Origin of the sequence: Pseudomonas sp. JAI120, assembly GCF_014207255.1 — a bacterium.
Taxonomy (GTDB): Bacteria; Pseudomonadota; Gammaproteobacteria; order Pseudomonadales; family Pseudomonadaceae; genus Aquipseudomonas.
This window is the reverse complement of the sequence record NZ_JACHCZ010000004.1, coordinates 127,552-149,243: the sequence shown is the minus strand read 5'-3', so window position 1 is coordinate 149,243 and position 21,692 is coordinate 127,552. Positions and strand designations below refer to the sequence as shown.

Annotated in this window: 17 protein-coding genes and 2 tRNA genes; 15 read left to right on the top strand and 4 right to left on the bottom strand. The window is 60.3% G+C overall.

All coding sequences use genetic code 11. The features are described 5' to 3' along the window. Positions 1 to 4: 4 nt before the first annotated feature. The 7 genes from hfq to HDC32_RS21680 all read left to right on the top strand — a co-directional run bounded on the left by hfq (position 5) and on the right by HDC32_RS21680 (position 8,616). Positions 5 to 265 carry an RNA chaperone Hfq gene (gene hfq / locus HDC32_RS21710; protein ID WP_003171355.1) on the top strand — a complete coding sequence of 87 codons (261 nt, stop codon included), beginning with the start codon at positions 5 to 7 and terminating at the stop codon, positions 263 to 265. A 12-nt stretch (positions 266 to 277) separates the two neighbouring features. Beyond that, positions 278 to 1,579, top strand: coding sequence for a ribosome rescue GTPase HflX (gene hflX / locus HDC32_RS21705; protein WP_027604899.1), 1,302 nt, complete (start codon positions 278 to 280; stop codon positions 1,577 to 1,579). A gap of 96 nt (positions 1,580 to 1,675) precedes the next feature. Continuing rightward, the gene (gene hflK / locus HDC32_RS21700) at positions 1,676 to 2,851 is read left to right on the top strand and encodes an FtsH protease activity modulator HflK (RefSeq protein WP_131696767.1); all 1,176 of its coding nucleotides are present in this window, start codon (positions 1,676 to 1,678) and stop codon (positions 2,849 to 2,851) included. Next, a complete protein-coding gene (gene hflC, locus HDC32_RS21695) occupies positions 2,851 to 3,717 on the top strand; it encodes a protease modulator HflC (RefSeq protein WP_122538372.1) in 867 nt (288 codons plus the stop codon). The genes hflK and hflC overlap by 1 nt, the downstream gene beginning before the upstream one ends. A 293-nt stretch (positions 3,718 to 4,010) precedes the next feature. Beyond that, positions 4,011 to 5,198 carry an ATP phosphoribosyltransferase regulatory subunit gene (locus tag HDC32_RS21690; protein ID WP_184745404.1) on the top strand — a complete coding sequence of 396 codons (1,188 nt, stop codon included), beginning with the start codon at positions 4,011 to 4,013 and terminating at the stop codon, positions 5,196 to 5,198. 54 nt (positions 5,199 to 5,252) lie between these two features. Next, positions 5,253 to 6,542 (top strand): adenylosuccinate synthase, encoded by a 1,290-nt coding sequence (locus HDC32_RS21685; protein WP_027604896.1) that lies wholly within the window; start codon positions 5,253 to 5,255, stop codon positions 6,540 to 6,542. A gap of 139 nt (positions 6,543 to 6,681) precedes the next feature. Beyond that, positions 6,682 to 8,616 carry a methyl-accepting chemotaxis protein gene (locus HDC32_RS21680; RefSeq protein WP_184745402.1) on the top strand — a complete coding sequence of 645 codons (1,935 nt, stop codon included), beginning with the start codon at positions 6,682 to 6,684 and terminating at the stop codon, positions 8,614 to 8,616. Positions 8,617 to 8,709: 93 nt separating this feature from the next. On the opposite strand, the gene HDC32_RS21675 is transcribed toward HDC32_RS21680, so the two are convergent. The 4 genes from HDC32_RS21675 to HDC32_RS21660 form a co-directional block, all read right to left on the bottom strand. Beyond that, positions 8,710 to 10,275 (bottom strand): iron ABC transporter permease, encoded by a 1,566-nt coding sequence (locus HDC32_RS21675; protein WP_184745400.1) that lies wholly within the window; start codon positions 10,273 to 10,275, stop codon positions 8,710 to 8,712. Continuing rightward, on the bottom strand, positions 10,275 to 11,300 hold the full coding sequence (locus HDC32_RS21670) for an extracellular solute-binding protein (protein ID WP_145336016.1): 1,026 nt from the start codon (positions 11,298 to 11,300) through the stop codon (positions 10,275 to 10,277). The genes HDC32_RS21675 and HDC32_RS21670 overlap by 1 nt, the downstream gene beginning before the upstream one ends. A gap of 144 nt (positions 11,301 to 11,444) precedes the next feature. Then, positions 11,445 to 11,531: transfer RNA gene (locus HDC32_RS21665), tRNA-Leu, on the bottom strand. Positions 11,532 to 11,685: 154 nt separating this feature from the next. Then, positions 11,686 to 11,772: transfer RNA gene (locus HDC32_RS21660), tRNA-Leu, on the bottom strand. Positions 11,773 to 11,996: 224 nt separating this feature from the next. Between HDC32_RS21660 and rnr the strand changes: the two genes are divergently transcribed. From rnr to HDC32_RS21620, 8 genes are all read left to right on the top strand, one after another. Continuing rightward, a complete protein-coding gene (gene rnr / locus HDC32_RS21655) occupies positions 11,997 to 14,630 on the top strand; it encodes a ribonuclease R (RefSeq protein WP_131696762.1) in 2,634 nt (877 codons plus the stop codon). Next, a complete protein-coding gene (gene rlmB / locus HDC32_RS21650) occupies positions 14,627 to 15,382 on the top strand; it encodes a 23S rRNA (guanosine(2251)-2'-O)-methyltransferase RlmB (RefSeq protein ID WP_131696761.1) in 756 nt (251 codons plus the stop codon). Before rnr ends, rlmB begins: the two co-directional genes overlap by 4 nt. 311 nt (positions 15,383 to 15,693) lie before the next feature. Then, on the top strand, positions 15,694 to 16,116 hold the full coding sequence (rpsF, locus tag HDC32_RS21645) for a 30S ribosomal protein S6 (RefSeq protein WP_003171371.1): 423 nt from the start codon (positions 15,694 to 15,696) through the stop codon (positions 16,114 to 16,116). Positions 16,117 to 16,145: 29 nt separating this feature from the next. Further along, on the top strand, positions 16,146 to 16,376 hold the full coding sequence (rpsR, locus tag HDC32_RS21640; RefSeq protein ID WP_003171373.1) for a 30S ribosomal protein S18: 231 nt from the start codon (positions 16,146 to 16,148) through the stop codon (positions 16,374 to 16,376). Positions 16,377 to 16,412: 36 nt separating this feature from the next. Beyond that, on the top strand, positions 16,413 to 17,306 hold the full coding sequence (locus HDC32_RS21635; RefSeq protein ID WP_131696760.1) for a hypothetical protein: 894 nt from the start codon (positions 16,413 to 16,415) through the stop codon (positions 17,304 to 17,306). An 18-nt stretch (positions 17,307 to 17,324) separates the two neighbouring features. After that, complete coding sequence (rplI, locus tag HDC32_RS21630; protein ID WP_003171376.1) at positions 17,325 to 17,771, top strand: 50S ribosomal protein L9; 447 nt, start codon at positions 17,325 to 17,327, stop codon at positions 17,769 to 17,771. 110 nt (positions 17,772 to 17,881) lie between these two features. After that, positions 17,882 to 19,279 carry a replicative DNA helicase gene (gene dnaB, locus HDC32_RS21625; protein WP_017526410.1) on the top strand — a complete coding sequence of 466 codons (1,398 nt, stop codon included), beginning with the start codon at positions 17,882 to 17,884 and terminating at the stop codon, positions 19,277 to 19,279. 96 nt (positions 19,280 to 19,375) lie between these two features. Continuing rightward, entirely contained in the window at positions 19,376 to 21,679 is a 2,304-nt protein-coding gene (locus HDC32_RS21620; RefSeq protein ID WP_145336020.1) for a YgiQ family radical SAM protein, read from the top strand. The last annotated feature ends 13 nt before the right edge of the window (positions 21,680 to 21,692 follow it).

Here is a 21,692-nt window from a genome sequence, read left to right as displayed (position 1 = left end):
GCACATGTCAAAAGGGCATTCGCTACAAGACCCTTACTTGAATACTTTACGTAAAGAGAAAGTGGGGGTTTCCATCTACCTGGTCAACGGTATCAAGCTGCAAGGCACGATCGAGTCGTTCGACCAGTTCGTGATCCTGCTGAAAAACACCGTCAGCCAGATGGTCTACAAGCACGCTATCTCGACAGTGGTTCCAGTTCGTCCAATCCGTCTGCCGAGCGCAGCCGGTGATGATGCAGCTGACGCTGAGCCAGGTAACGCCTGATAGGAGTCTCCTTTGTTCTTTGAGCGCCACGGTGGTGGTGAGCGAGTAATCCTCGTTCACTTGGATGGACAGGACCCTGAGGCGCGCGAAGATCCGCAGGAGTTTCAGGAGTTGGCAAATTCGGCCGGCGCCGAGACCGTTGCGTTTTTTAACGTGCCGCGTCATCGGCCAACCGCCAAATTCCTGATTGGCAGTGGCAAGGTCGAGGAACTGCGCGACCTGGTCCATGCCGAAGAAGCCGATCTGGTGATCTTCAACCATACCCTCACGCCTAGTCAGGAACGTAACCTCGAACGTGTATTCGAGTGTCGCGTGATCGACCGCACCGGTCTGATTCTCGATATTTTCGCCCAACGCGCCCGTACCCATGAGGGCAAGCTCCAGGTCGAACTGGCCCAGCTTGACCACATGAGCACCCGGCTGGTTCGCGGTTGGACTCACCTTGAGCGTCAGGGTGGCGGTATTGGCATGCGGGGCCCGGGTGAAACCCAGTTGGAAACCGACCGGCGCCTGCTGCGGGTTCGCCTGCGTCAGATCAAGGGCCGGCTGGAGAAGGTGCGTAGCCAGCGCGAGCAATCGCGACGTGGCCGTTCACGTGCCGATATTCCTACCGTGTCCCTGGTGGGCTATACCAACGCCGGCAAGTCCACGCTGTTCAACAATGTGACGAAATCGGACGTGTATGCGGCTGACCAACTGTTCGCTACCCTCGACCCGACCTTGCGCCGTCTGGATATTGACGACCTGGGGCCGATTGTCCTGGCCGACACCGTGGGTTTCATTCGTCATCTGCCCCATAAGCTGGTCGAGGCGTTTCGGTCTACGCTCGAAGAGTCGAGCAACTCCGACCTGCTGTTGCACGTGATCGATGCGGCCGAACCGGATCGCATGTTGCAGATTGAACAGGTCATGGTCGTGCTGGGCGAGATTGGCGCCCAGGACTTGCCGATCCTTGAGGTCTATAACAAACTCGATTTGCTTGAAGGCGTTGAGCCACAAATCCAGCGCGACGAGAACGGCAAGCCCCAGCGGGTCTGGCTGTCGGCGCGCGATGGCAGTGGTTTGGAGCTGCTTGAACAAGCCATTGCCGAGTTGCTCGGCAGCGATTTGTTCGTCGGCACCTTGCGCTTGCCTCAGCGTTTTGCTCGACTGCGTGCACAGTTTTTCGAGCTGGGCGCGGTACAGAAAGAAGAACACGACGAAGAAGGTGTCAGCTTGCTGGCCGTTCGGTTGCCGCGCTCGGAGCTCAATCGGCTGGTCAGCCGTGAAGGCGTAGTACCGACAGAGTTCATCGAACAACACACTTTGCAATAAAAGCCTGAGAAAGCGGTTGTGCCGCAGTAGCAGGCATTCTGTAGCATTGGTCGGCGCGCCGTGGGTGCGTCTTTGCTTTATCAGATGGAGAGCGCTATGGCTTGGAATGAGCCGGGTGGCAACTCGAATAATCAGGATCCTTGGGGTGGTAAACGCCGCAATAATGGCGACCGCAAGGGGCCACCAGATCTCGACGAGGCCTTCCGAAAGCTGCAGGAAAGCCTGAATGGGTTGTTCGGTGGTGGAAAAAAACGTGGTGGTGACGAGGGCGGTCGTACGAGCAAGGGCGGCGGCTATGGCCTGCTGGGCCTGGGTCTTGTCGTGCTGGCGGCTGTATGGCTGTACAGCGCCGTATACGTCGTGGACGAGCAGGAGCAAGCCGTGGTGCTGCGCTTCGGTAAGTACTACGAGACTGTCGGTCCTGGCCTGAACATCTATTTCCCGCCGATCGACAAGAAGTACATGGAGAACGTCACGCGTGAGCGTGCCTACACCAAGCAGGGCCAGATGCTGACCGAAGACGAGAACATCGTCGAAGTGCCGCTGACCGTGCAGTACAAGATCAGCAACCTGCAGGACTTCGTGCTGAACGTAGATCAGCCGGAAATCAGCCTGCAACACGCAACCGAAAGCGCCCTGCGCCACGTGGTGGGTTCCACCGCCATGGACCAGGTGCTGACCGAAGGTCGTGAGTTGATGGCCAGCGAAATCAAGGAGCGCCTGCAACGGTTCCTCGATACCTATCGCACCGGTATCACCGTCACCCAGGTGAACGTACAGAGCGCAGCGGCACCGCGTGAAGTGCAGGAAGCCTTCGACGACGTGATCCGCGCCCGTGAAGACGAACAGCGTTCGCGCAACCAGGCTGAAACCTACGCCAACGGCGTCGTGCCGGAAGCCCGTGGCCAGGCTCAGCGTATCCTTGAGGATGCCAACGGTTACCGTGACGAAGTGGTCTCCCGTGCCAAGGGTGAAGCGGATCGCTTTACCAAGCTGGTCGCCGAGTACCGCAAGGCACCTGAAGTGACTCGTGAGCGTCTGTACCTGGACACCATGCAGGAAGTCTTCAGCAATACCAGCAAGGTCCTCGTGACCGGCAGCAAAGGTGGGCAGAACAACCTGCTGTACCTGCCGCTGGACAAGATGATCGAAGGTGGTCGTAGCAGCTCCAATGCACCGTCCACCGGCTCCAATGCCGCTGCCAACGAAGCGAGCGCCCGTGCGGCCGCTGACTTGTTGCAACAGCAAACACGTACCAGGGAGAGTCGTTGATGAGCAATAAATCGCTGACCGCCCTGATTGTGGGCGTCGTCGTGGTCATCGCTGCCTGGAACTGCTTCTACATCGTGGCTCAGACCGAGCGTGCGGTGCTGCTGCAATTCGGCCGTGTGGTCCAGGCGGACGTCCAGCCAGGCCTGCATGTGAAAGTCCCCTACGTCAACCAGGTGCGTAAGTTCGACGGCCGCCTGATGACGCTGGATGCACCGACACAGCGCTTCCTGACCCTGGAAAAGAAAGCCGTGATGGTTGACGCCTACGCCAAGTGGCGCGTCAAGGATGCCGAGCGCTTCTACACCGCCACCTCCGGCCTCAAGCAGATTGCCGACGAGCGTTTGTCGCGTCGTCTGGAGTCGGGCCTGCGTGACCAGTTTGGTAAGCGCACCCTGCACGAGGTGGTGTCTGGTGAGCGTGATGCGCTGATGGCGGATATCACGCGTTCGTTGAATACGATGGCGGAAAAAGAACTGGGCATCGAAGTTGTCGATGTTCGGGTCAAGGCCATCGATTTACCGAAGGAAGTGAACCGCAGCGTGTTCGAGCGTATGAGCACCGAGCGTGAGCGTGAGGCCCGTGAGCACCGTGCCAAGGGTAACGAGCTGGCTGAGGGTATCCGTGCGGATGCCGACCGTCAGCGCCGTGTACTGCTGGCAGAAGCCTATCGCGAGTCTGAAGAGGCCCGTGGTGATGGTGATGCTCAAGCCGCGTCGATCTACGCCAAGGCTTACGGCCAGGACCAGGAGTTCTACGCGTTCTACCGTAGCCTGCGTGCCTACCGTGAAAGTTTCGCGAATAAAACCGACGTCATGGTGCTGGACCCAAGCAGCGACTTCTTCCGCTACCTGGAAAAGTCCAAGTAACCAGCCCGTGATTTTGTAGGGCGCACTCCGTCGGGCGGCTAAAACGCCTGGCGGGGTGATCCTTTCAGAAAACGGGTGTATGATGCGGCAGCCGGGAAATTCCCGGCTTTTTTGCGTCTGCATGTTTGATTCGGCAGGCGTGACAGGTTTTTCGAGGAAAGTGCCCGACGAGGCCGTTAACAGGTCGTTCGTCACGTCGCTCTTGCGCGTGGTTTATGCAGGGGGCGGGTATTTTCTGCTTCACTCAAGGCTCGGCCGAGGGCTGGCCGCCCGGATCATAGGGGAATGGCGTAATGGCAACGGTAGACCGCTGGCTGCTGCCAGATGGCATCGAAGAAGTACTGCCACCAGAAGCTGCGCGCATTGAAGTAGCGCGTCGCCAGGTGTTGGATCTGTTCCAGAGCTGGGGTTACGAGTTTGTCGTGACCCCCCATATCGAGTACCTGGAATCCCTGCTGACCGGCGCGGGCCAGGACCTGGATCTGCGCACCTTCAAGGTCATCGACCCGCAATCGGGCCGGCAAATGGGGTTCCGTGCCGACATCACGCCGCAAGTGGCGCGCATCGATGCGCACACCTTGCGCCGCGAAGGCCCGAGCCGCCTGTGCTACGCCGGCAGCGTGCTGCACGCTCAACCGCGTGCCTTGTCGTCTTCCCGCAGCCCGATCCAATTGGGTGCGGAGTTGTACGGTGATGCCAGCCCGAGCAGCGACGTTGAAGTGATTAGCCTGATGCTGGCCATGCTGCAACTGGCTGATGTCCCAGATGTCCACATGGACCTCGGTCACGTGGGGATCTACCGTGGCCTGGCCCGTGCGGCCGGTTTGTCCGGTGAAGTCGAGCAACAGCTATTCGATGCTCTGCAGCGTAAGGCGATCGATGAAGTCATTGCCCTGACCGCTGGCGTGCCTGCGGATCTGGCCGACATGCTGCGTGCACTGGTCAAACTGTGTGGCGGCCGTGAAGTGCTGGTGGCTGCACGTGAGCGCCTGGCCAAGGCGCCGGCGCCGGTATTGGCTGCACTCGATGACGTGCTGGCGATTGCTGAGCGGTTATCGGCGCGGTTCCCGCAGTTGCCGCTCTATTTTGATCTGGGCGAGCTGCGCGGCTACCACTACCACACCGGTGTGGTGTTCGCGGTGTTTGTACCGGGTGTTGGCCAGGCCATCGCCCAAGGTGGCCGTTACGACGACATCGGCGCCGACTTCGGTCGTGCGCGTCCGGCCACCGGCTTTTCCACCGATTTGAAAACCCTGGTGACCCTGGGGCGTGCTGAGGTCGAGCTGCCGTCTGGTGGCATCTGGATGCCCGACAGTACGGACGCAGCACTCTGGCAGCAGGTTTGCCAGTTGCGCAGTGAGGGTCAGCGAGTTGTCCAGGCATTGCCCGGGCAGCCATTGGCCGCCGCCCGTGAAGCGGACTGCGACCGGCAATTGATTCTGCAGAACGGGCTTTGGCAAGTATCGCCACTGGCTTCTTGAGTTTTCCTGCCGGCCATCGCCGGCACCAAGTTTGCGCGAATGAGGACAAGTGTTATGGGTAAGAATGTCGTAGTCCTGGGCACCCAATGGGGTGATGAGGGCAAAGGCAAGATCGTTGATCTGCTGACCGAACATGCTGCCGCCGTAGTGCGCTACCAAGGCGGCCACAACGCTGGCCACACCCTGGTCATCGATGGCGAAAAAACCGTCTTGCACCTGATCCCGTCGGGCGTCCTGCGCGAAGGCGTGCAGTGCCTGATCGGCAATGGCGTCGTGGTTGCACCGGATGCCCTGCTGCGTGAGATCACCAAGCTGGAAGAGAAAGGCGTACCGGTGCGCGAGCGCCTGCGTATAAGCCCGTCCTGCCCGCTGATCCTGTCCTTCCATGTTGCGCTGGACCAGGCCCGTGAAAAGGCCCGTGGCGAGCTGAAGATCGGTACCACCGGTCGCGGCATCGGCCCGGCCTACGAAGACAAGGTCGCACGTCGCGGCCTGCGTGTGGGCGACCTGCTCAACATGCCGCGCTTTGAAGACAAGCTGCGTGAACTGGTGGATTACCACAACTTCATGCTGGTGGGTTACTACAAAGAGCCGGCCATCGAATTCGACAAGACCCTGGCTGAGTGCAAGGAATACGCTGAGCTGCTCAAGCCGCTGATGCTGGATGTGACCGCAGAGCTGCACGACCTGCGTCGCGCCGGCAAGGACATCATGTTCGAAGGCGCCCAGGGTTCGTTGCTGGACATCGACCACGGTACCTACCCGTACGTGACCAGCTCCAACACCACTGCTGGCGGCGTTGCTACCGGTTCGGGCGTTGGTCCTATGTTCCTGGACTACATCCTCGGCATCACCAAGGCCTACACCACCCGTGTAGGTTCGGGCCCGTTCCCGACTGAACTGTTCGACGAAGTCGGTGCGCACCTGGCCAAGCAAGGTCACGAGTTCGGCGCGACCACCGGCCGTGCTCGTCGTTGTGGCTGGTTCGACGCCGTTATCCTGCGTCGCGCTATCGATGTGAACAGCATCTCGGGCATCTGCTTCACCAAGCTGGATGTACTCGACGGCCTGGAAACCATCAACATCTGCGTCGGCTACAAAGATGCCGAAGGCAAGGACGTTGCCCCGGTCGACGCCGACAGCTACGTGGGCCTGCAGCCAGTGTACGAAGAAGTGCCGGGCTGGAGCGAGTCGACCGTGGGCGCCAAGACCCTGGAAGAGCTGCCAGCTAATGCCCGCGCCTACATCAAGCGTGTCGAAGAGCTGATCGGCGCGCCGATTGACATTATTTCGACGGGCCCGGACCGCAACGAAACCATCGTTCTGCGTCACCCGTTCGCTTAATAAGCTGTTGATGTAAAAAGCAAAGGGCTCCTTCGGGAGCCCTTTGTCGTTTCTACTGCCTGAGCGGCACGACCCTTGCTTCGCTTCTCTCTTTTGCGGTGCTATCAAATTAATGGCACCCGTGGTGGAGGGATTCCCGATGTCTGCCGTTCTCTCATTGTTACAAAGCCGTCTGTTGCGGCCGGTGTTCGTTACCCTAGGTATCGCTCTTTTGGTGCAAGTGCTGGTGGCGGTTGCCCTCACCCGGAGCACAGTCACGGCGCTGGAAGCCGATTTAGGCAGTCGCCTGGGCATCGACAGCCAGAAGCTGTCCGGTGAATTGGCCCAGGCCGGCAAGGAAGTCACGTCGAGCCTGGACAGCTTGTCCAACAGTACCCGTCAGCGTCTGACCGCCGGGCTTTCCGAGCGCCTGCAGGCAGAGCAGAAACAGTTGCGTGCGACCCTGGAAAAAGACCTGCAAGACTCCGCCAACGATATGGCGCAACTGCTGGCCTCCGTGGCGCCCCGCGCTATGTGGGACAGCGATGTGCCAACGCTGTCCGAGTTTGCCCGGCGCGCTCAGCGCAACCCTAACGTGCTGTTTGTGGTCTATGACGACGCGGCGGGTGAGCACCTGACTCGTTATCTGAATCGCGAAAATCCGATCAACAAGGCGTTGCTGGAAAAAGGCCAGGGCGATCGCGCCCTGGACAAAGTCCTGAACGCTGCGAAGAACGATCCTTCGGTGTTCTACGTCGAGGCTTCCATCAGCCCTAACGGCGTGGAGATTGGCAAGGTGCTCATGGGGGTGTCGACCGCGTCGGTCGAGGCCGATCTGCAAGCGCTGGACAAGCGTTTTGCCGCATTGATTGCCAGCGGCGATCAGTTGGTCGGCGACAGCCTCAAAGGTGCCGCGGCGGATAGCGCGGCGGCCATGGGCGCTCGCCTGCAGTCGGCGCAAGCCACTGCGACCCAGATGACCGTCAACACCACCGGCGCCGTGCAGGAGGCTGCCGGCACCTTGCGTTGGCGCATCGGCATGGGGCTGGCGGGGGTTGGTTTCGGCGTATTGCTGCTGATCGCCGTGGTTCTCGGCCGCCGCGTGGTCAATCGCCTGAAACTGCTTATCGCGGCCATGGATGACCTGGCAGCAGGCGAGGGTGACCTCACCAAGCGCGTTCAAATCAACAGCAAAGACGAAATCGGCGACATGGCCTCGGCGGTCAATCGCTTTGTGGATAAGTTGCAACCCATCGTGCGCGAGGCGGGCGATGTGGCGCAGCGTACCGGCGTGGAAATCGGCGCCATGACCTTGCGCAATGCCGGCGCCGATGCGGCAGCTGGCTTGCAGCGTGATGAGGTGGCGGAGAGTTTGCTCGCGCTGTCGCAAATGGCCGACGAGGCCCAGGCCGAAAGTCACGCCATGCAGGCGGCGTTGCAACAGGTGGTGGATATTCGTCAGGCGACGGACGAGAACTCGCGCACTTCGGCTGAAGTCGGCAGTTTGATCGAGGCGTTGGCGGGGCAGGTCCAGGCCGGCTCCCTGGTCATCGAGCGTCTGGCCCAGCAAAGCGAGCAGATCGAAGTGGTGCTGACGGTCATCCATGGTATCGCCGAGCAGACCAACCTGCTGGCGCTCAACGCGGCCATCGAAGCAGCGCGTGCCGGCGAAACGGGGCGTGGCTTTGCGGTGGTGGCGGACGAAGTGCGTGCGTTGGCCAGCAAGACCCAAAGTTCTACTGGCGATATCCAGGCGCATATCGTCGCGTTGCAGCAGGGCGCACGCGAAGCGGTCGAAACCATCGGCAAGGCCGGGCGTCAGGCCAATGAAGGCTTGCTGGTGCTGCGCGACAGCGTGCGCTTGCAGCAGACGGTGCAGGCCTCGGTGGAGCAGGTGCATGCGGCGATTGGCCTGGCTACCCGCGCAGCCGAGCATCAAGCCCAGGGTGCCCATGCGGTGCGAGGCCGGGTCGAGGTGATCCATGCCCAGGCCGAACGTGCGGCGCAAGCGGTGGTGGAGACTACCGCCAGTGGCAAGGTGCTGGACGGGTTGGCGGCGCAGTTGAAGGCGAGTCTGGGGCAGTTTCGGGCTTAGCGTCGTCTGTTCTGGCCTCATCGGGAACAAGCCCCCTCCCACGGGTTGAAGTGCATTCAAAATGTGGGAGGGGGCTTGTCCCCGATAGCGATCTCAGCGGCTCAAGTACATCCGGGTTGTTAACAGATAGACCGGCAGCCCCGACACCACTATCAACAACGCCGCATAAGGCGCCGCCGCCGCAAACTCCACATTCGAGGTGTGCGCCCACACGGCAGTCGCCAAGGTATTCAGTCCGGTCGGACTGAGCAGCAACGTCGCCGTCAATTCCTTCATGGCGTCCAGGAACACCAGCGCAAATGCCGCCCCCAATGCCGGAAAAATAATCGGCAGCGTCACTCGGCAAAATGCACTGAACGACGATGCCCCCAGCGTGCGTGCAGCCTCTTCCAGCTGCGGTGCGGCTTTGTTCAAGGCTGTGCGGATCGGCGCCTGGGCCAATGGAAGAAACAACAACGCATAGGCGATCAGCAACAACGCCGACGTCTGGTACAGCGCCGGCACGTAATGCAGGGCGAAATACACCAGCGTCAACGCAATCACCAGGCCGGGCAGGGCGTGCAGCAGGTACGGCAGGCGTTCGGCCCAGATCGCCAGTTGGCCTTTGTAGCGCACCACCAGCAGTCCCACCGGCACCGCCAGCACCAGACATAGTGCCGCGCCACCCAGCGACAGCGTCAGGGAGGACAGCAATGCCTCACCAATCTCGGCCACCGGAAACGCCGCCGAGGAACCTACCGCCAACCAATAGCCGAGCATGCCCAAGGGAATGCCGCTGCCAATGATCGCCAGCGTCAGGCAATACACCTGGCCCAGTGGCGCCCACTTGCCCAGTCGCACCTGCGCCGCATGTCGCGCCGCGCCCTGCCCGATGCGCACGTGCCGGCCCTTGCCGCGCACGCGCAGTTCCAGCCATAGCAGGGTCAGGCACATCACCAGCAATACCGCCGAAAGCATCGCGGCATTGGCGTTACTGAATTCCAGTTCGAATTGCTGGTAGATCGCAGTGGTAAAGGTTTGCAGGCCAATGATCGACAGCGCGCCGAACTCCACCAGCATATGCAGCGCGATCAAAAGTGCCCCGGCCAGCAGCGACGGCCACAGCAAGGGCAGGGTGATGCGAAAGAATACGCCCCAGCGATTCAGGCCCAGAGTGCGGGCCGATTCTTCAAGGGAGGGGTCCAGGTTGCGCAAGGTCGCTGCCACCGGCAAAAACACCAGCGGGTATTTGGACAGGGTCATCACCAGGATCGCTCCGCCGAGCCCTTCGAAGTTGGCGCTCAGCGATACCCAGGTGAAGCTGCTGACAAACGCCGGCACCGCGAACGGCAGGCACAGGATTACGCCCCAGATGCGGCGCCCCGGCAGATTGCTGCGTTCCAGCAGCCAGGCCAGGGATAGGCCGATTACGCCGCACGCCACCGTCACACCGATCATCAGCGCCAGGGTGTTGCGCAGCAGTCCGAATACGTAGGGTCGCCATAGCAGATGCACCGCCTCCGCCCAGCCCGCCTGCCAGGCCTTCAGCCCGACATATGCCAGCGGCAGCAGGCTCAAGCCCACCAGAAACAGCACGGGCAGCAATAGCCAGATCGACGGGCGCTTGCGTCGAGGGTTGGCCCCGCCGCGTAGGGCGGGGGTGGGTAGCGATGGGTTCATCAGTTCAAGCCAACCTCACGTTCCAGCTCCAGGGCTTCTTCCGCGTTGCCCAGGTCGGCGGGGGTGACTTTCGGCGGTTGCAGTTCGCTGAAAGGCTTGAGGCCGCGGTTGGATTCCATGCCCTTGCGCAGCGGGTACTCGGCCGAGGTGTTGGTGATCACGCGCTGGCCTTCTTCGCTGGCCATGAACGCCAGCAGTTGCTGGGCTTCTTTTGGATGCTTGCTGGATTTCAGCGCGGCCGCCGAAGACACGGTGATCAGGCCGCCGGCATCGCCGTCGGTGAAGTAGTGCAGTTGTGAGTCCAGGTTGGTTTTTTCTTTCTTCAGGGCAAACCAGTAGTAGTTGTTCACCAGTACGGTGGCGACTTCGCCATTTTCCACGGCTTTAAGGGCAACCATGTTGTTGCTGTACACCTTGCCGAAGGCGCGCAGACCGGTCAGCCATTCTTCAGCGGCTTCGCGACCGTGCAACTTGATAATTGCCACGGCCTGTTCCTGGAACGCGCCGCTGGTGGGTACGAAGCCGACCTTGCCTTGCCACTCGGGGCCGGCGAAATCCAGTACCGACTTGGGCAGGTCTTTCTCGGCAATCAATTTCGGGTTGAAGGCCACGACGCGCGTGCGTGCGGTTACGCCCATCCAGTCGCCTTTGCGGCCGACGTAATCCTTGGGGAGCACGTCGAGCGTGCCAGCGTCGATCTTGGCCAGCAGGCCTTGCTCGCCAAGTTTGTTCAGTGGCGGCGATTCTTCGGTGTAGATCACGTCGGCAGGGGAGCGGTCGCCTTCTTCCACGACCTGGCTGGCCAGTTGGTTGCTGCTGCCTTTGCGTACGTTGACGTGAATGCCTGTCTTGGCTTCGAAGGCCTTGGCGAGTTCGTCGCCGACTTCTTTGTGTTGGCCGTTGTACAGGGTCAGGGAGACCTTGTCGGCGGAATAGGCGGCGGGGGAGAGTAGGGTCAGGCCGAGCAGGGTGATGGTCAGGCCACGCAGAAGGGACGTCTTGAGATGGGTATCGCGGATCATCATCCGGGGTTTTCCTCACTTGAGTGCAACAAATCATTGCAAGGATAAACGATAAAACTTCTCAAGTGCGCCGAAGGGGGGAATTGCCGGTGGCGTTTTCAAACCCCGGAAACGAAAAAACCCGCTTTCGCGGGTTTGATCTGAATTTGGTGCCCAGGAGAAGACTCGAACTTCCACGACCTTGCGATCACCAGCACCTGAAGCTGGCGTGTCTACCAATTTCACCACCTGGGCATTATCAAACAACGTTGCCGCTGTTGATGGGGCGAACTATACGGCGGGCTTTTTAATCTGTAAACCCCTGATTCAAAAAATATAAATCGATTTTCTCGTTAAAAATCAAAAGCCTGAAACGAAAAAACCCGCTTTCGCGGGTTTGATCTGAATTTGGTGCCCAGGAGAAGACTCGAACTTCCACGACCTTGCGATCACCAGCACCTGAAGCTGGCGTGTCTACCAATTTCACCACCTGGGCAGCATCAACAACGTTGCCGTCGTCGATGGCGCGCACTATACGGAGCCGTTTTTTAGCTGTAAACCCCTGCTATGAAAAAAACCTGGAAAATTTCGCCAATGGTCGTGCAAGGTGCGCGGCGAGGGCTGTAAAAGGCTTTTAAACGCTTGTTGATGCCTGAAATTTCCCGTTTCAATACGCGTATGCCAAACTAACCCGCATATAGACAAGGTGAAAAATCTCTAATGGCCGATTGGCAGTCCCTCGATCCCGAGGCCGCTCGTGAAGCGGAAAAATATGAAAACCCTATTCCTAGCCGCGAACTGATCCTGGCGCACCTCGCCGATCGGGGTTCGCCTGCTAGCCGCGAGCAGCTGGTCGAAGAGTTCGGTCTGACCACCGAAGACCAGCTCGAAGCCCTGCGCCGCCGCCTGCGTGCCATGGAGCGCGATGCTCAACTGATCTACACCCGCCGTGGTACCTATGCACCCGTGGATAAGCTCGACCTGATACTCGGCCGCATTGCCGGCCACCGTGATGGTTTCGGCTTCCTGATCCCGGATGACGGCAGTGATGACCTGTTCATGAGCCCAGCGCAAATGCGCCTGGTGTTCGATGGCGACCGTGCCCTGGCGCGCGTTTCCGGTCTGGACCGTCGCGGTCGACGTGAAGGCGTGATCGTCGAAGTGGTGTCCCGCGCCCACGAGTCCATCGTCGGCCGTTACTTCGAAGAAGGCGGTATCGGCTTTGTTGTGCCGGATAACCCGAAGGTCCAGCAGGAAGTGCTGATTACCCCGGGCCGCAATGGCGCTGCCAAGGTCGGCCAGTTCGTCGAGGTGAAAATCACCCACTGGCCAACTGCGCGCTTCCAGCCCCAGGGCGATATTGTTGAAGTGGTCGGCAACTACATGGCGCCGGGCATGGAAATCGACGTCGCGCTGCGCACCTACGACATTCCTCACGTCTGGCCTGACGCTGTGCTCAAGGAAGCCGCCAAGCTCAAGCCGGAAGTCGAAGAGAAGGACAAAGAAAAGCGCATCGACCTGCGTCATCTGCCGTTCGTTACCATTGACGGTGAAGATGCCCGCGACTTTGACGATGCGGTCTACTGCGAAGCCAAGCCCGGCAAGCTGCGCCTGTTTTCCGGCGGCTGGAAGTTGTTCGTCGCGATTGCCGACGTCTCCAGCTATGTGAAGATCGGTTCGGCCCTGGATAACGAAGCCCAGGTACGCGGCAACTCCGTGTATTTCCCTGAGCGCGTGATCCCGATGCTGCCTGAGCAGCTGTCCAACGGCCTGTGCTCCCTGAACCCGAAAGTCGACCGTTTGGCCATGGTGTGCGAGATGACTATCTCGAAAACCGGCGAAATGACCGATTACCAGTTCTACGAAGCGGTGATCCACTCCCAGGCGCGCCTGACCTACAACAAGGTCAGTACCATCCTGGAGCAGCCGAAAACCGGCGAAGCCAAGGCGTTGCGTGGTGAGTACGGGCATGTCGTGCCGCACCTCAAGCAGCTTTACGCGTTGTACAAGGTGTTGTTGGGTGCCCGTCATGTGCGTGGCGCGATCGATTTTGAAACCCAGGAAACCCGGATTGTCTTCGGTTCCGAGCGTAAGATCGCCGCGATCACTCCGACCACCCGCAACGATGCGCACAAGCTGATCGAGGAATGCATGCTGGCGGCCAACGTGGCCACCGCTGAATTCCTGAAAAAGCACGAAATCCCTGCGCTGTACCGTGTGCACGACGGCCCGCCGCCGGAGCGCCTGGAAAAACTGCGCGCGTTCCTCGGCGAACTGGGTCTGTCCCTGCATAAAGGCAAGGACGGCCCGACGCCGAAGGACTATCAGGCACTCCTGGCCAGCATCAAGGACCGTCCGGATTACCACGTGATCCAGACCGTGATGCTGCGCTCCCTGAGCCAGGCGGTGTACAGCGCCGACAATCAGGGCCACTTCGGCCTGAATTACGAGGCGTACACCCACTTCACCTCACCGATTCGCCGTTATCCGGATTTGCTCACGCACCGCGCAATCCGCAGCGTGATCCATTCCAAGCAGAACACCCCGCACGTCAAGCGTGCCGGTGCCATGACCATTCCAAAGGCGCGGATCTATCCGTACGACGAAGCGGCCCTGGAACAGTTGGGCGAGCAGTGCTCCATGAGCGAGCGCCGCGCCGACGAAGCCACCCGCGACGTGGTGAACTGGCTCAAGTGCGAGTTTATGAAGGACCGCGTGGGCGAGTCGTTCCCGGGCGTGATCACTGCCGTGACCGGCTTTGGCCTGTTTGTCGAGCTGACCGACATCTACGTCGAAGGCCTGGTGCACGTCACTGCCTTGCCGGGCGACTACTACCACTTCGATCCTGTGCACCACCGCTTGGCGGGTGAGCGTACCGGTCGCAGCTTCCGTCTGGGCGATACCGTCGAAGTGCAGGTCATGCGCGTCGATCTCGACGAGCGCAAGATCGACTTCGGTATGCCTGACAAACCTGCCGAGCCGGCGGGCCGTAAAAAACGAGGCAGCGAACCTGCTGCGCCAGCCAGCAAAGGCAAGGGCGTTCCTGCGAAAGCTGCTGCCGCCGAGCCTGCGCCAGCCAAGGCAGGTCGTCGTTCGTCTTCCAAGGACAAGGCTCCCGAAGCCTACCGCCCAAGCGACGCGGCGGCGAAAAACGCCGAACTGCGCAAGAGCCGTGAGTTGAAGCAGCAGTTGCTCAACGAAGCCAAAAGCGGTGGTAAAGCGGCGTCTGGGGGAAAGTCCCAAGGGGCGGAAAAGCCGTCGAGCAAGCCAAGTAAACACCGTAAAGGCCCGCCAAAAGCGGGTTCGGCCCCCGCGAAAAGCGGCGGGTCGCGCAAACCTAAGGCCAAGTCATGAGTCTGGAAAAAATCTACGGCGTCCACGCCGTAGAAGCACTGCTGCGTCACCACCCTAAGCGCGTCAAGCAAGTGTGGCTGGCCGAAGGCCGCAGCGAGCCGCGCGTGCAGGCGTTGGTCGAGCTGGCCAACCAAAACAAAGTCGCCATCGGTCAGGCCGAGCGTCGTGAAATGGACGTGTGGGTCGAAGGCGTTCACCAGGGTGTGGTGGCGGACGTCAGTCCGAGCCAGGTCTGGGGCGAAGCGATGCTCGATGAGCTGCTCGACCGTACCGAAGGTGCGCCGCTATTACTGGTGCTGGACGGCGTGACCGACCCGCACAACCTCGGCGCGTGCCTGCGTTCGGCCGATGCTGCGGGGGCGCTGGCGGTGATTGTGCCTAAAGACAAGTCGGCTACCTTGACGCCGGTTGTGCGCAAGGTCGCCTGTGGCGCGGCGGAAGTGATTCCGCTGGTGGCCGTGACCAACCTGGCGCGCACCCTGGAGAAACTCCAGCAGCGCGGCCTGTGGGTCGTGGGCACGGCGGGAGAGGCTGAGGTCAGCATTTATGACCAGGACCTCACCGGCCCGACCATCCTGATCATGGGGGCCGAAGGCAAGGGCATGCGTCGCCTGACCCGTGAACATTGCGATTACCTGGTGCACCTGCCGATGGCCGGTAGTGTCAGCAGCCTGAACGTGTCGGTCGCGACCGGCGTGTGCCTGTTTGAGGCCCAGCGTCAGCGTGGGGCCAAGCCCAAGGCGAAGAAGTAGTTCTAAGCCTGGAATAGAACCAACATGTGGGAGGTGGCTTGCCCCCGATAGCGGTGTTTCAGCTACAGATGCTGTGACTGACCCACCGCTATCGGGAGCAAGCACCCTCCCACATTTGCTTTTGAGGTGTTTGGGGAGATTGTTCAAATAATCACCAATCACCTTGCGCCCGTTCTTCCCCTTCTCTACAATTGCGCCCCTTGCCTTCCTGGCAGGCACCGATGTGCCTCCCTGCGGCAAGATCCATAAGTGTCATTCACTCCTTGTCTGACCGTTTTTGAGCGGCAGGCTACAACCCGTAAGGAGCATTCATGCGTCATTACGAAATCATCTTTTTGGTCCACCCGGATCAAAGCGAGCAAGTCGGCGGCATGGTTGAGCGTTACACCAAGCTGATCGAAGAAGACGGCGGCAAAATCCACCGTCTGGAAGATTGGGGTCGTCGTCAACTGGCCTACGCAATCAACAATGTTCACAAGGCTCACTACGTGATGCTGAACGTTGAGTGCACTGGCAAGGCCCTGGCCGAGCTGGAAGACAACTTCCGCTACAACGATGCAGTGATCCGTAACCTGGTCATCCGTCGCGAAGAAGCCGTTACCGGCCAATCCGAGATGCTCAAGGCTGAAGAAAACCGCAGTGAGCGCCGTGAGCGTCGCGACCGTCCTGAGCACGAAGGCGCTGATAGCGCTGATAGTGATGACAGCGACAGCAGCGATAACGCTGACGAGTAATCCACGGACCTTATTAAGGAGCCTATCAAATGGCACGTTTCTTCCGTCGTCGTAAGTTTTGCCGCTTCACCGCTGAAGAAGTGAAGGAGATCGATTACAAAGATCTCAACACTCTGAAAGCCTACGTATCCGAGACCGGCAAAATTGTTCCAAGCCGTATCACCGGTACCAAAGCACGTTATCAGCGTCAGCTGGCCACCGCTATCAAGCGCGCCCGCTTCCTGGCCCTGCTGGCCTACACCGACAGCCACGGCCGCTGAGACCGGGCAGTCGACAAGTAGTAAGGGATTGAATGCATGCGCGCCTTAGCTGAGTTCATCATGCGCGGTCGTGTGCAGGCCACTCTGGTAGTGGCTGGATGTGCGGCATTGCCGTTGCTTTATTGGTTGGGTGCTGCCGCAGGTTGCCTTGTGCTGCTGCGGCGCGGTTTGCAGGATGCCTTTGGCATCCTGGCCCTGGGCCTGGTAGCCGCCTTGATCTGGTGGCTGCAATTGGGCGAACCCAAGGTACTTTTGGTGCTGCTGGGGTCGACGAGCCTTGCGTTGGTTTTGCGCGCAAGTGAGTCCTGGGTCCGCACGCTGCTGGTCAGCGTGGCATTGGGGTTGGTGTTTTCGGTGTTGATTGACGCGGCTTTCCGCCCGCAAATCGAGGCGCTGGCGCAGGAGATCGTCAAGATCCTGCCGCTGGCCCTCGGGGAACTCTACCAGCAGCTTTCGGTAGATGAGCGAGCGCGTCTTGCGACACTGGTTGCACCGGCCCTGATCGGCCTGATGGCGGTAATGATGCAGATCGTCAGCGTGCTGAGCCTGATGCTTGGGCGTTATTGGCAGGCGTTGTTGTACAACCCGGGTGGTTTTGGTCGCGAATTTCGCAGTATCAGAATCCCTGTGGGCCCGGCGATGTTGCTGCTGGCACTCATGGTTGTCGGACCGAACCTCGGTTCGCAGATGGCCTTGACCGTGCTGTTTTGCAGCGTACCGCTGGTGTTTGCCGGGCTGGCCCTGATTCACGGGCTGGTCGCGCAGAAGCGTCTGGCCAGGTTCTGGCTGGTGGGGTTGTACGTAACGATGTTGCTGTTCATGCAGCTGATCTATCCGTTACTCGTGGTTCTGGCCATTGTCGACGGCCTGATTGATTTTCGCGGTCGTCTGGCGCCGAAAGACGCCGATAACGCGAACGGTGAAGGTTAAAAGTTAGAGGATTTTCACATGCAACTGATCCTTCTGGAAAAAGTCGCCAACCTGGGCAACCTGGGCGACAAAGTGAACGTTAAGGCCGGCTACGGTCGTAACTACCTGCTGCCTTACGGCAAAGCCACCGCTGCAACCGCTGCCAACCTGGCTGCGTTTGAAGAGCGTCGTGCTGAGCTGGAAAAAGCAGCAGCAGACAAAAAAGCTTCGGCCGAAACTCGCGCTGCCCAACTGGCTGAGCTGGAAGTGACTATCACTGCCACCGCCGGTGACGAAGGCAAGCTGTTCGGTTCGATCGGCACCCACGACATCGCTGATGCACTGACCGCCTCCGGCGTTGAAGTGCAGAAGAGCGAAGTTCGTCTGCCGAACGGCACCATCCGCAACGTAGGCGAATTCGACGTAGCCGTGCACCTGCACGCCGAAGTTGAAGCCACCGTACGCGTTGTCGTGGTAGCAGCTTAAGCAACACCTAACTGACTGGCACCTCGCGTGTCAGGCAGTTAACATCGGGCACGATCCTGTTTACAGGTCGTGCCTTTTGTTTTTCTACAATCCCCTAATTCCAAGTGGCCATGAACGATATTTCAGCTCCTGAGCAATACGATCTGCAAACCGCTGCCCTGAAGGTGCCGCCGCATTCCATCGAGGCCGAACAGGCCGTGCTCGGTGGCCTGATGCTGGACAACAACGCCTGGGAACGCGTGCTGGATCAAGTCTCGGACGGTGATTTTTATCGTCATGACCACCGCCTGATCTTCCGTGCCATCGCCAAACTGGCCGACCAGAACTCGCCAATCGACGTGGTGACCCTGGCCGAGCAATTGGACAAGGAAGGCCAGACATCCCAGGTCGGTGGCCTGGGCTACCTTGGTGAATTGGCAAAAAACACGCCGTCCGTCGCCAACATCAAGGCCTATGCCCAGATCGTTCGCGAGCGAGCCACCCTGCGCCAACTGATCGGCATCAGCACCGAAATCGCCGACAGCGCCTTCAACCCCGAAGGCCGCACTGCCGCCGAGATCCTCGACGAAGCCGAGCGCCAGATTTTCCAGATCGCCGAGGCGCGCCCGAAAACCGGTGGCCCGGTCAGCGTCAACGACCTGCTGACCAAGGCCATCGACCGCATCGACACCTTGTTCAACACCGACAACGCCATCACCGGTATTTCCACCGGCTACACCGACCTCGACGAGAAGACCAGCGGCCTGCAGCCTTCCGACCTGATCATCGTCGCCGGCCGTCCATCCATGGGTAAGACCACCTTTGCGATGAACCTGGTGGAAAACGCCGTGTTGCGCAGCGACAAGACCGTACTGGTGTACTCCCTCGAGATGCCAGGCGAATCGCTGATCATGCGTATGCTGTCGTCTCTGGGCCGTATCGACCAGACCAAGGTCCGTGCCGGCCGCCTGGAAGACGACGACTGGCCGCGCCTCACTTCGGCGGTCAACCTGCTCAACGACCGCAAGCTGTTTATCGATGACACCGCCGGTATCAGCCCGTCCGAGATGCGCGCACGTACCCGTCGCCTGGTACGTGAGCACGGCGACATCGCCCTGATCATGATCGACTACCTGCAGTTGATGCAGATCCCAGGTTCCAGCGGCGATAACCGCACCAACGAGATTTCCGAGATATCCCGGTCCCTCAAGGCCCTGGCCAAGGAATTCAACTGCCCGGTAGTTGCCCTGTCCCAGCTCAACCGCTCCCTGGAGCAACGCCCTAACAAGCGTCCGGTGAACTCCGACTTGCGGGAATCCGGAGCGATCGAGCAGGATGCTGACGTGATCATGTTCGTGTACCGCGACGAGGTGTATCACCCCGAGACCGAACACAAAGGCATTGCTGAAATCATCATCGGCAAACAGCGTAACGGTCCGATCGGCTTTATCCGCCTGGCATTCATCGGCAAATACACGCGTTTCGAGAACCTGGCGCCGGGCAGCTACAACTTCGACGACGACGAATAACCCTTCTGTTCAATTCCGACCATTACCGTCGGAATTGGTCAAAATTTGTGCTATATTCCGCGCCCGCGATTTTTCATCTCAACACCGGTCACCGTCATGCAAACAGCCAAGCCGTTATTTGACTATCCCAAGTACTGGGCCGAATGTTTCGGTCCTGCGCCATTCCTGCCGATGAGCAGGGAGGAGATGGATCAGCTTGGCTGGGATTCCTGCGACATCATCATCGTCACCGGTGATGCCTACGTGGACCACCCATCTTTCGGCATGGCCATCATCGGCCGGCTGCTGGAGTCCCAGGGCTTCCGCGTCGGGATCATTGCGCAGCCGAACTGGCAGTCCAAAGACGACTTCATGAAGCTCGGCGAGCCGAACCTGTTCTTCGGCGTCGCGGCCGGCAACATGGACTCGATGATCAACCGCTACACCGCCGACAAGAAAATCCGTTCCGACGACGCCTACACCCCAGGCGGCATGGCCGGCAAGCGTCCGGACCGCGCCAGCCTGGTGTACAGCCAGCGTTGCAAGGAAGCCTACAAGAACGTGCCGATCGTACTCGGCGGCATCGAAGCGTCCCTGCGCCGTATCGCCCACTACGACTACTGGCAGGACCGCGTGCGCAACTCGATCCTGATCGACGCCACCGCCGATATCCTGCTGTACGGCAACGCCGAGCGGGCCATCGTTGAAGTCGCCCAGCGCCTGTCGTGGGGCCACAAGATCGAAGACATCACCGATGTGCGCGGTACCGCGTTCATTCGCCGTGACACGCCCGAAGGCTGGTACGAGGTGGACTCCACCCGTATCGACCGTCCGGGCAAGATCGACAAGATCATCAACCCGTACGTGAATACCCAGGATACCCAGGCCTGCGCCATCGAGCAGGAAAAGGGCCCGGTTGAAGACCCGGAAGAAGCCAAGGTCGTACAGATCCTGGCCAGCCCGCGCATGACCCGCGACAAGACGGTCATTCGTCTGCCGTCCGTGGAAAAAGTCCGTGGCGACTCGGTGCTGTATGCCCACGCCAACCGCGTACTCCACCTGGAAACCAACCCAGGCAACGCCCGCGCCCTGGTGCAGAAGCACGGTGACGTGGACGTGTGGTTCAACCCGCCGCCCATTCCGATGACCACTGAAGAAATGGACTACGTGTTTGGCATGCCTTACGCCCGTGTTCCGCACCCGGCGTACGGCAAGGAGAAGATCCCGGCCTACGACATGATCCGTTTCTCGGTGAACATCATGCGTGGCTGCTTCGGCGGCTGCACCTTCTGCTCGATCACCGAGCACGAAGGCCGGATCATCCAGAACCGTTCCGAAGAGTCGATCATTCGCGAAATCGAAGAGATCCGCGACAAGGTGCCTGGCTTCACCGGTGTGATCTCCGACCTCGGCGGCCCGACCGCGAACATGTACCGCATCGCCTGCAAGAGCCCGGAAATCGAATCCGCGTGCCGCAAGCCGTCGTGCGTGTTCCCCGGCATCTGCCCGAACCTGAACACCGATCACTCGTCGTTGATCCAGCTGTACCGCAGCGCCCGTGCGTTGCCGGGTGTGAAGAAGATCCTGATCGCTTCCGGCCTGCGTTACGACCTCGCGGTCGAGTCGCCGGAATACGTCAAGGAGCTGGTGACCCACCACGTCGGTGGCTACCTGAAGATCGCCCCGGAACACACCGAGGAAGGTCCGCTCAACCAGATGATGAAGCCGGGCATTGGCAGCTATGACAAGTTCAAGCGCATGTTCGAGAAGTACACCAAGGAGGCGGGCAAGGAGCAGTACCTGATCCCGTACTTCATCGCGGCCCACCCCGGCACCACCGATGAAGACATGATGAACCTGGCCCTGTGGCTCAAGGGCAACGGCTTCCGCGCCGACCAGGTGCAGGCGTTCTACCCGTCGCCAATGGCCACCGCCACCGCGATGTACCACTCGGGCAAGAACCCGCTGCGCAAGGTCACCTACAAGAGCGACGCGGTGACCATCGTCAAGAGCGAGGAGCAGCGCCGTCTGCACAAGGCGTTCCTGCGCTATCACGACCCCAAAGGCTGGCCGATGCTGCGTGAAGCGCTGACCCGCATGGGCCGCGCCGACCTGATCGGGCCGGGCAAGGATCAGTTGATTCCGCTGCATCAGCCGTCCACCGACAGCTACCAGAGCGCCCGTCGCAAGAACTCGACGCCGGCCGGCAGCCACAAGGTCGCCAAGGAAACCACCACCAGGATCCTTACCCAGCACACCGGCCTGCCGCCCCGTGGCAGCGACGGCAGCAACCCGTGGGACAAGCGCGAACAAGCCAAGGCTGCGGCGCAGGCACGTAACAAGCAGGCAGCTAAAGAACGTAGCGATGCAGCCAAGGGCAAGGGCGGCAAGCCAGCCCGCAAGCCGGTCGTGCCGCGTTGATCGCAGCGTGAAT

Excerpts from the sequence above, each read along its gene's own strand:
- HDC32_RS21685 (WP_027604896.1), top strand. The coding sequence starts at position 5,253 with ATGGGTAAGAATGTCGTAGTCCTGGGCACCCAATGGGGTGATGAGGGC.
- rnr (WP_131696762.1), top strand. The coding sequence starts at position 11,997 with ATGGCCGATTGGCAGTCCCTCGATCCCGAGGCCGCTCGTGAAGCGGAA.
- HDC32_RS21675 (WP_184745400.1), bottom strand. The coding sequence starts at position 10,275 with ATGAACCCATCGCTACCCACCCCCGCCCTACGCGGCGGGGCCAACCCT.
- rpsR (WP_003171373.1), top strand. The coding sequence starts at position 16,146 with ATGGCACGTTTCTTCCGTCGTCGTAAGTTTTGCCGCTTCACCGCTGAA.
- HDC32_RS21670 (WP_145336016.1), bottom strand. The coding sequence starts at position 11,300 with ATGATGATCCGCGATACCCATCTCAAGACGTCCCTTCTGCGTGGCCTG.
- hflC (WP_122538372.1), top strand. The coding sequence starts at position 2,851 with ATGAGCAATAAATCGCTGACCGCCCTGATTGTGGGCGTCGTCGTGGTC.
- HDC32_RS21680 (WP_184745402.1), top strand. The coding sequence starts at position 6,682 with ATGTCTGCCGTTCTCTCATTGTTACAAAGCCGTCTGTTGCGGCCGGTG.
- rpsF (WP_003171371.1), top strand. The coding sequence starts at position 15,694 with ATGCGTCATTACGAAATCATCTTTTTGGTCCACCCGGATCAAAGCGAG.
- rplI (WP_003171376.1), top strand. The coding sequence starts at position 17,325 with ATGCAACTGATCCTTCTGGAAAAAGTCGCCAACCTGGGCAACCTGGGC.
- HDC32_RS21620 (WP_145336020.1), top strand. The coding sequence starts at position 19,376 with ATGCAAACAGCCAAGCCGTTATTTGACTATCCCAAGTACTGGGCCGAA.
- hflK (WP_131696767.1), top strand. The coding sequence starts at position 1,676 with ATGGCTTGGAATGAGCCGGGTGGCAACTCGAATAATCAGGATCCTTGG.
- hfq (WP_003171355.1), top strand. The coding sequence starts at position 5 with ATGTCAAAAGGGCATTCGCTACAAGACCCTTACTTGAATACTTTACGT.
- HDC32_RS21690 (WP_184745404.1), top strand. The coding sequence starts at position 4,011 with ATGGCAACGGTAGACCGCTGGCTGCTGCCAGATGGCATCGAAGAAGTA.
- rlmB (WP_131696761.1), top strand. The coding sequence starts at position 14,627 with ATGAGTCTGGAAAAAATCTACGGCGTCCACGCCGTAGAAGCACTGCTG.
- dnaB (WP_017526410.1), top strand. The coding sequence starts at position 17,882 with ATGAACGATATTTCAGCTCCTGAGCAATACGATCTGCAAACCGCTGCC.
- HDC32_RS21635 (WP_131696760.1), top strand. The coding sequence starts at position 16,413 with ATGCGCGCCTTAGCTGAGTTCATCATGCGCGGTCGTGTGCAGGCCACT.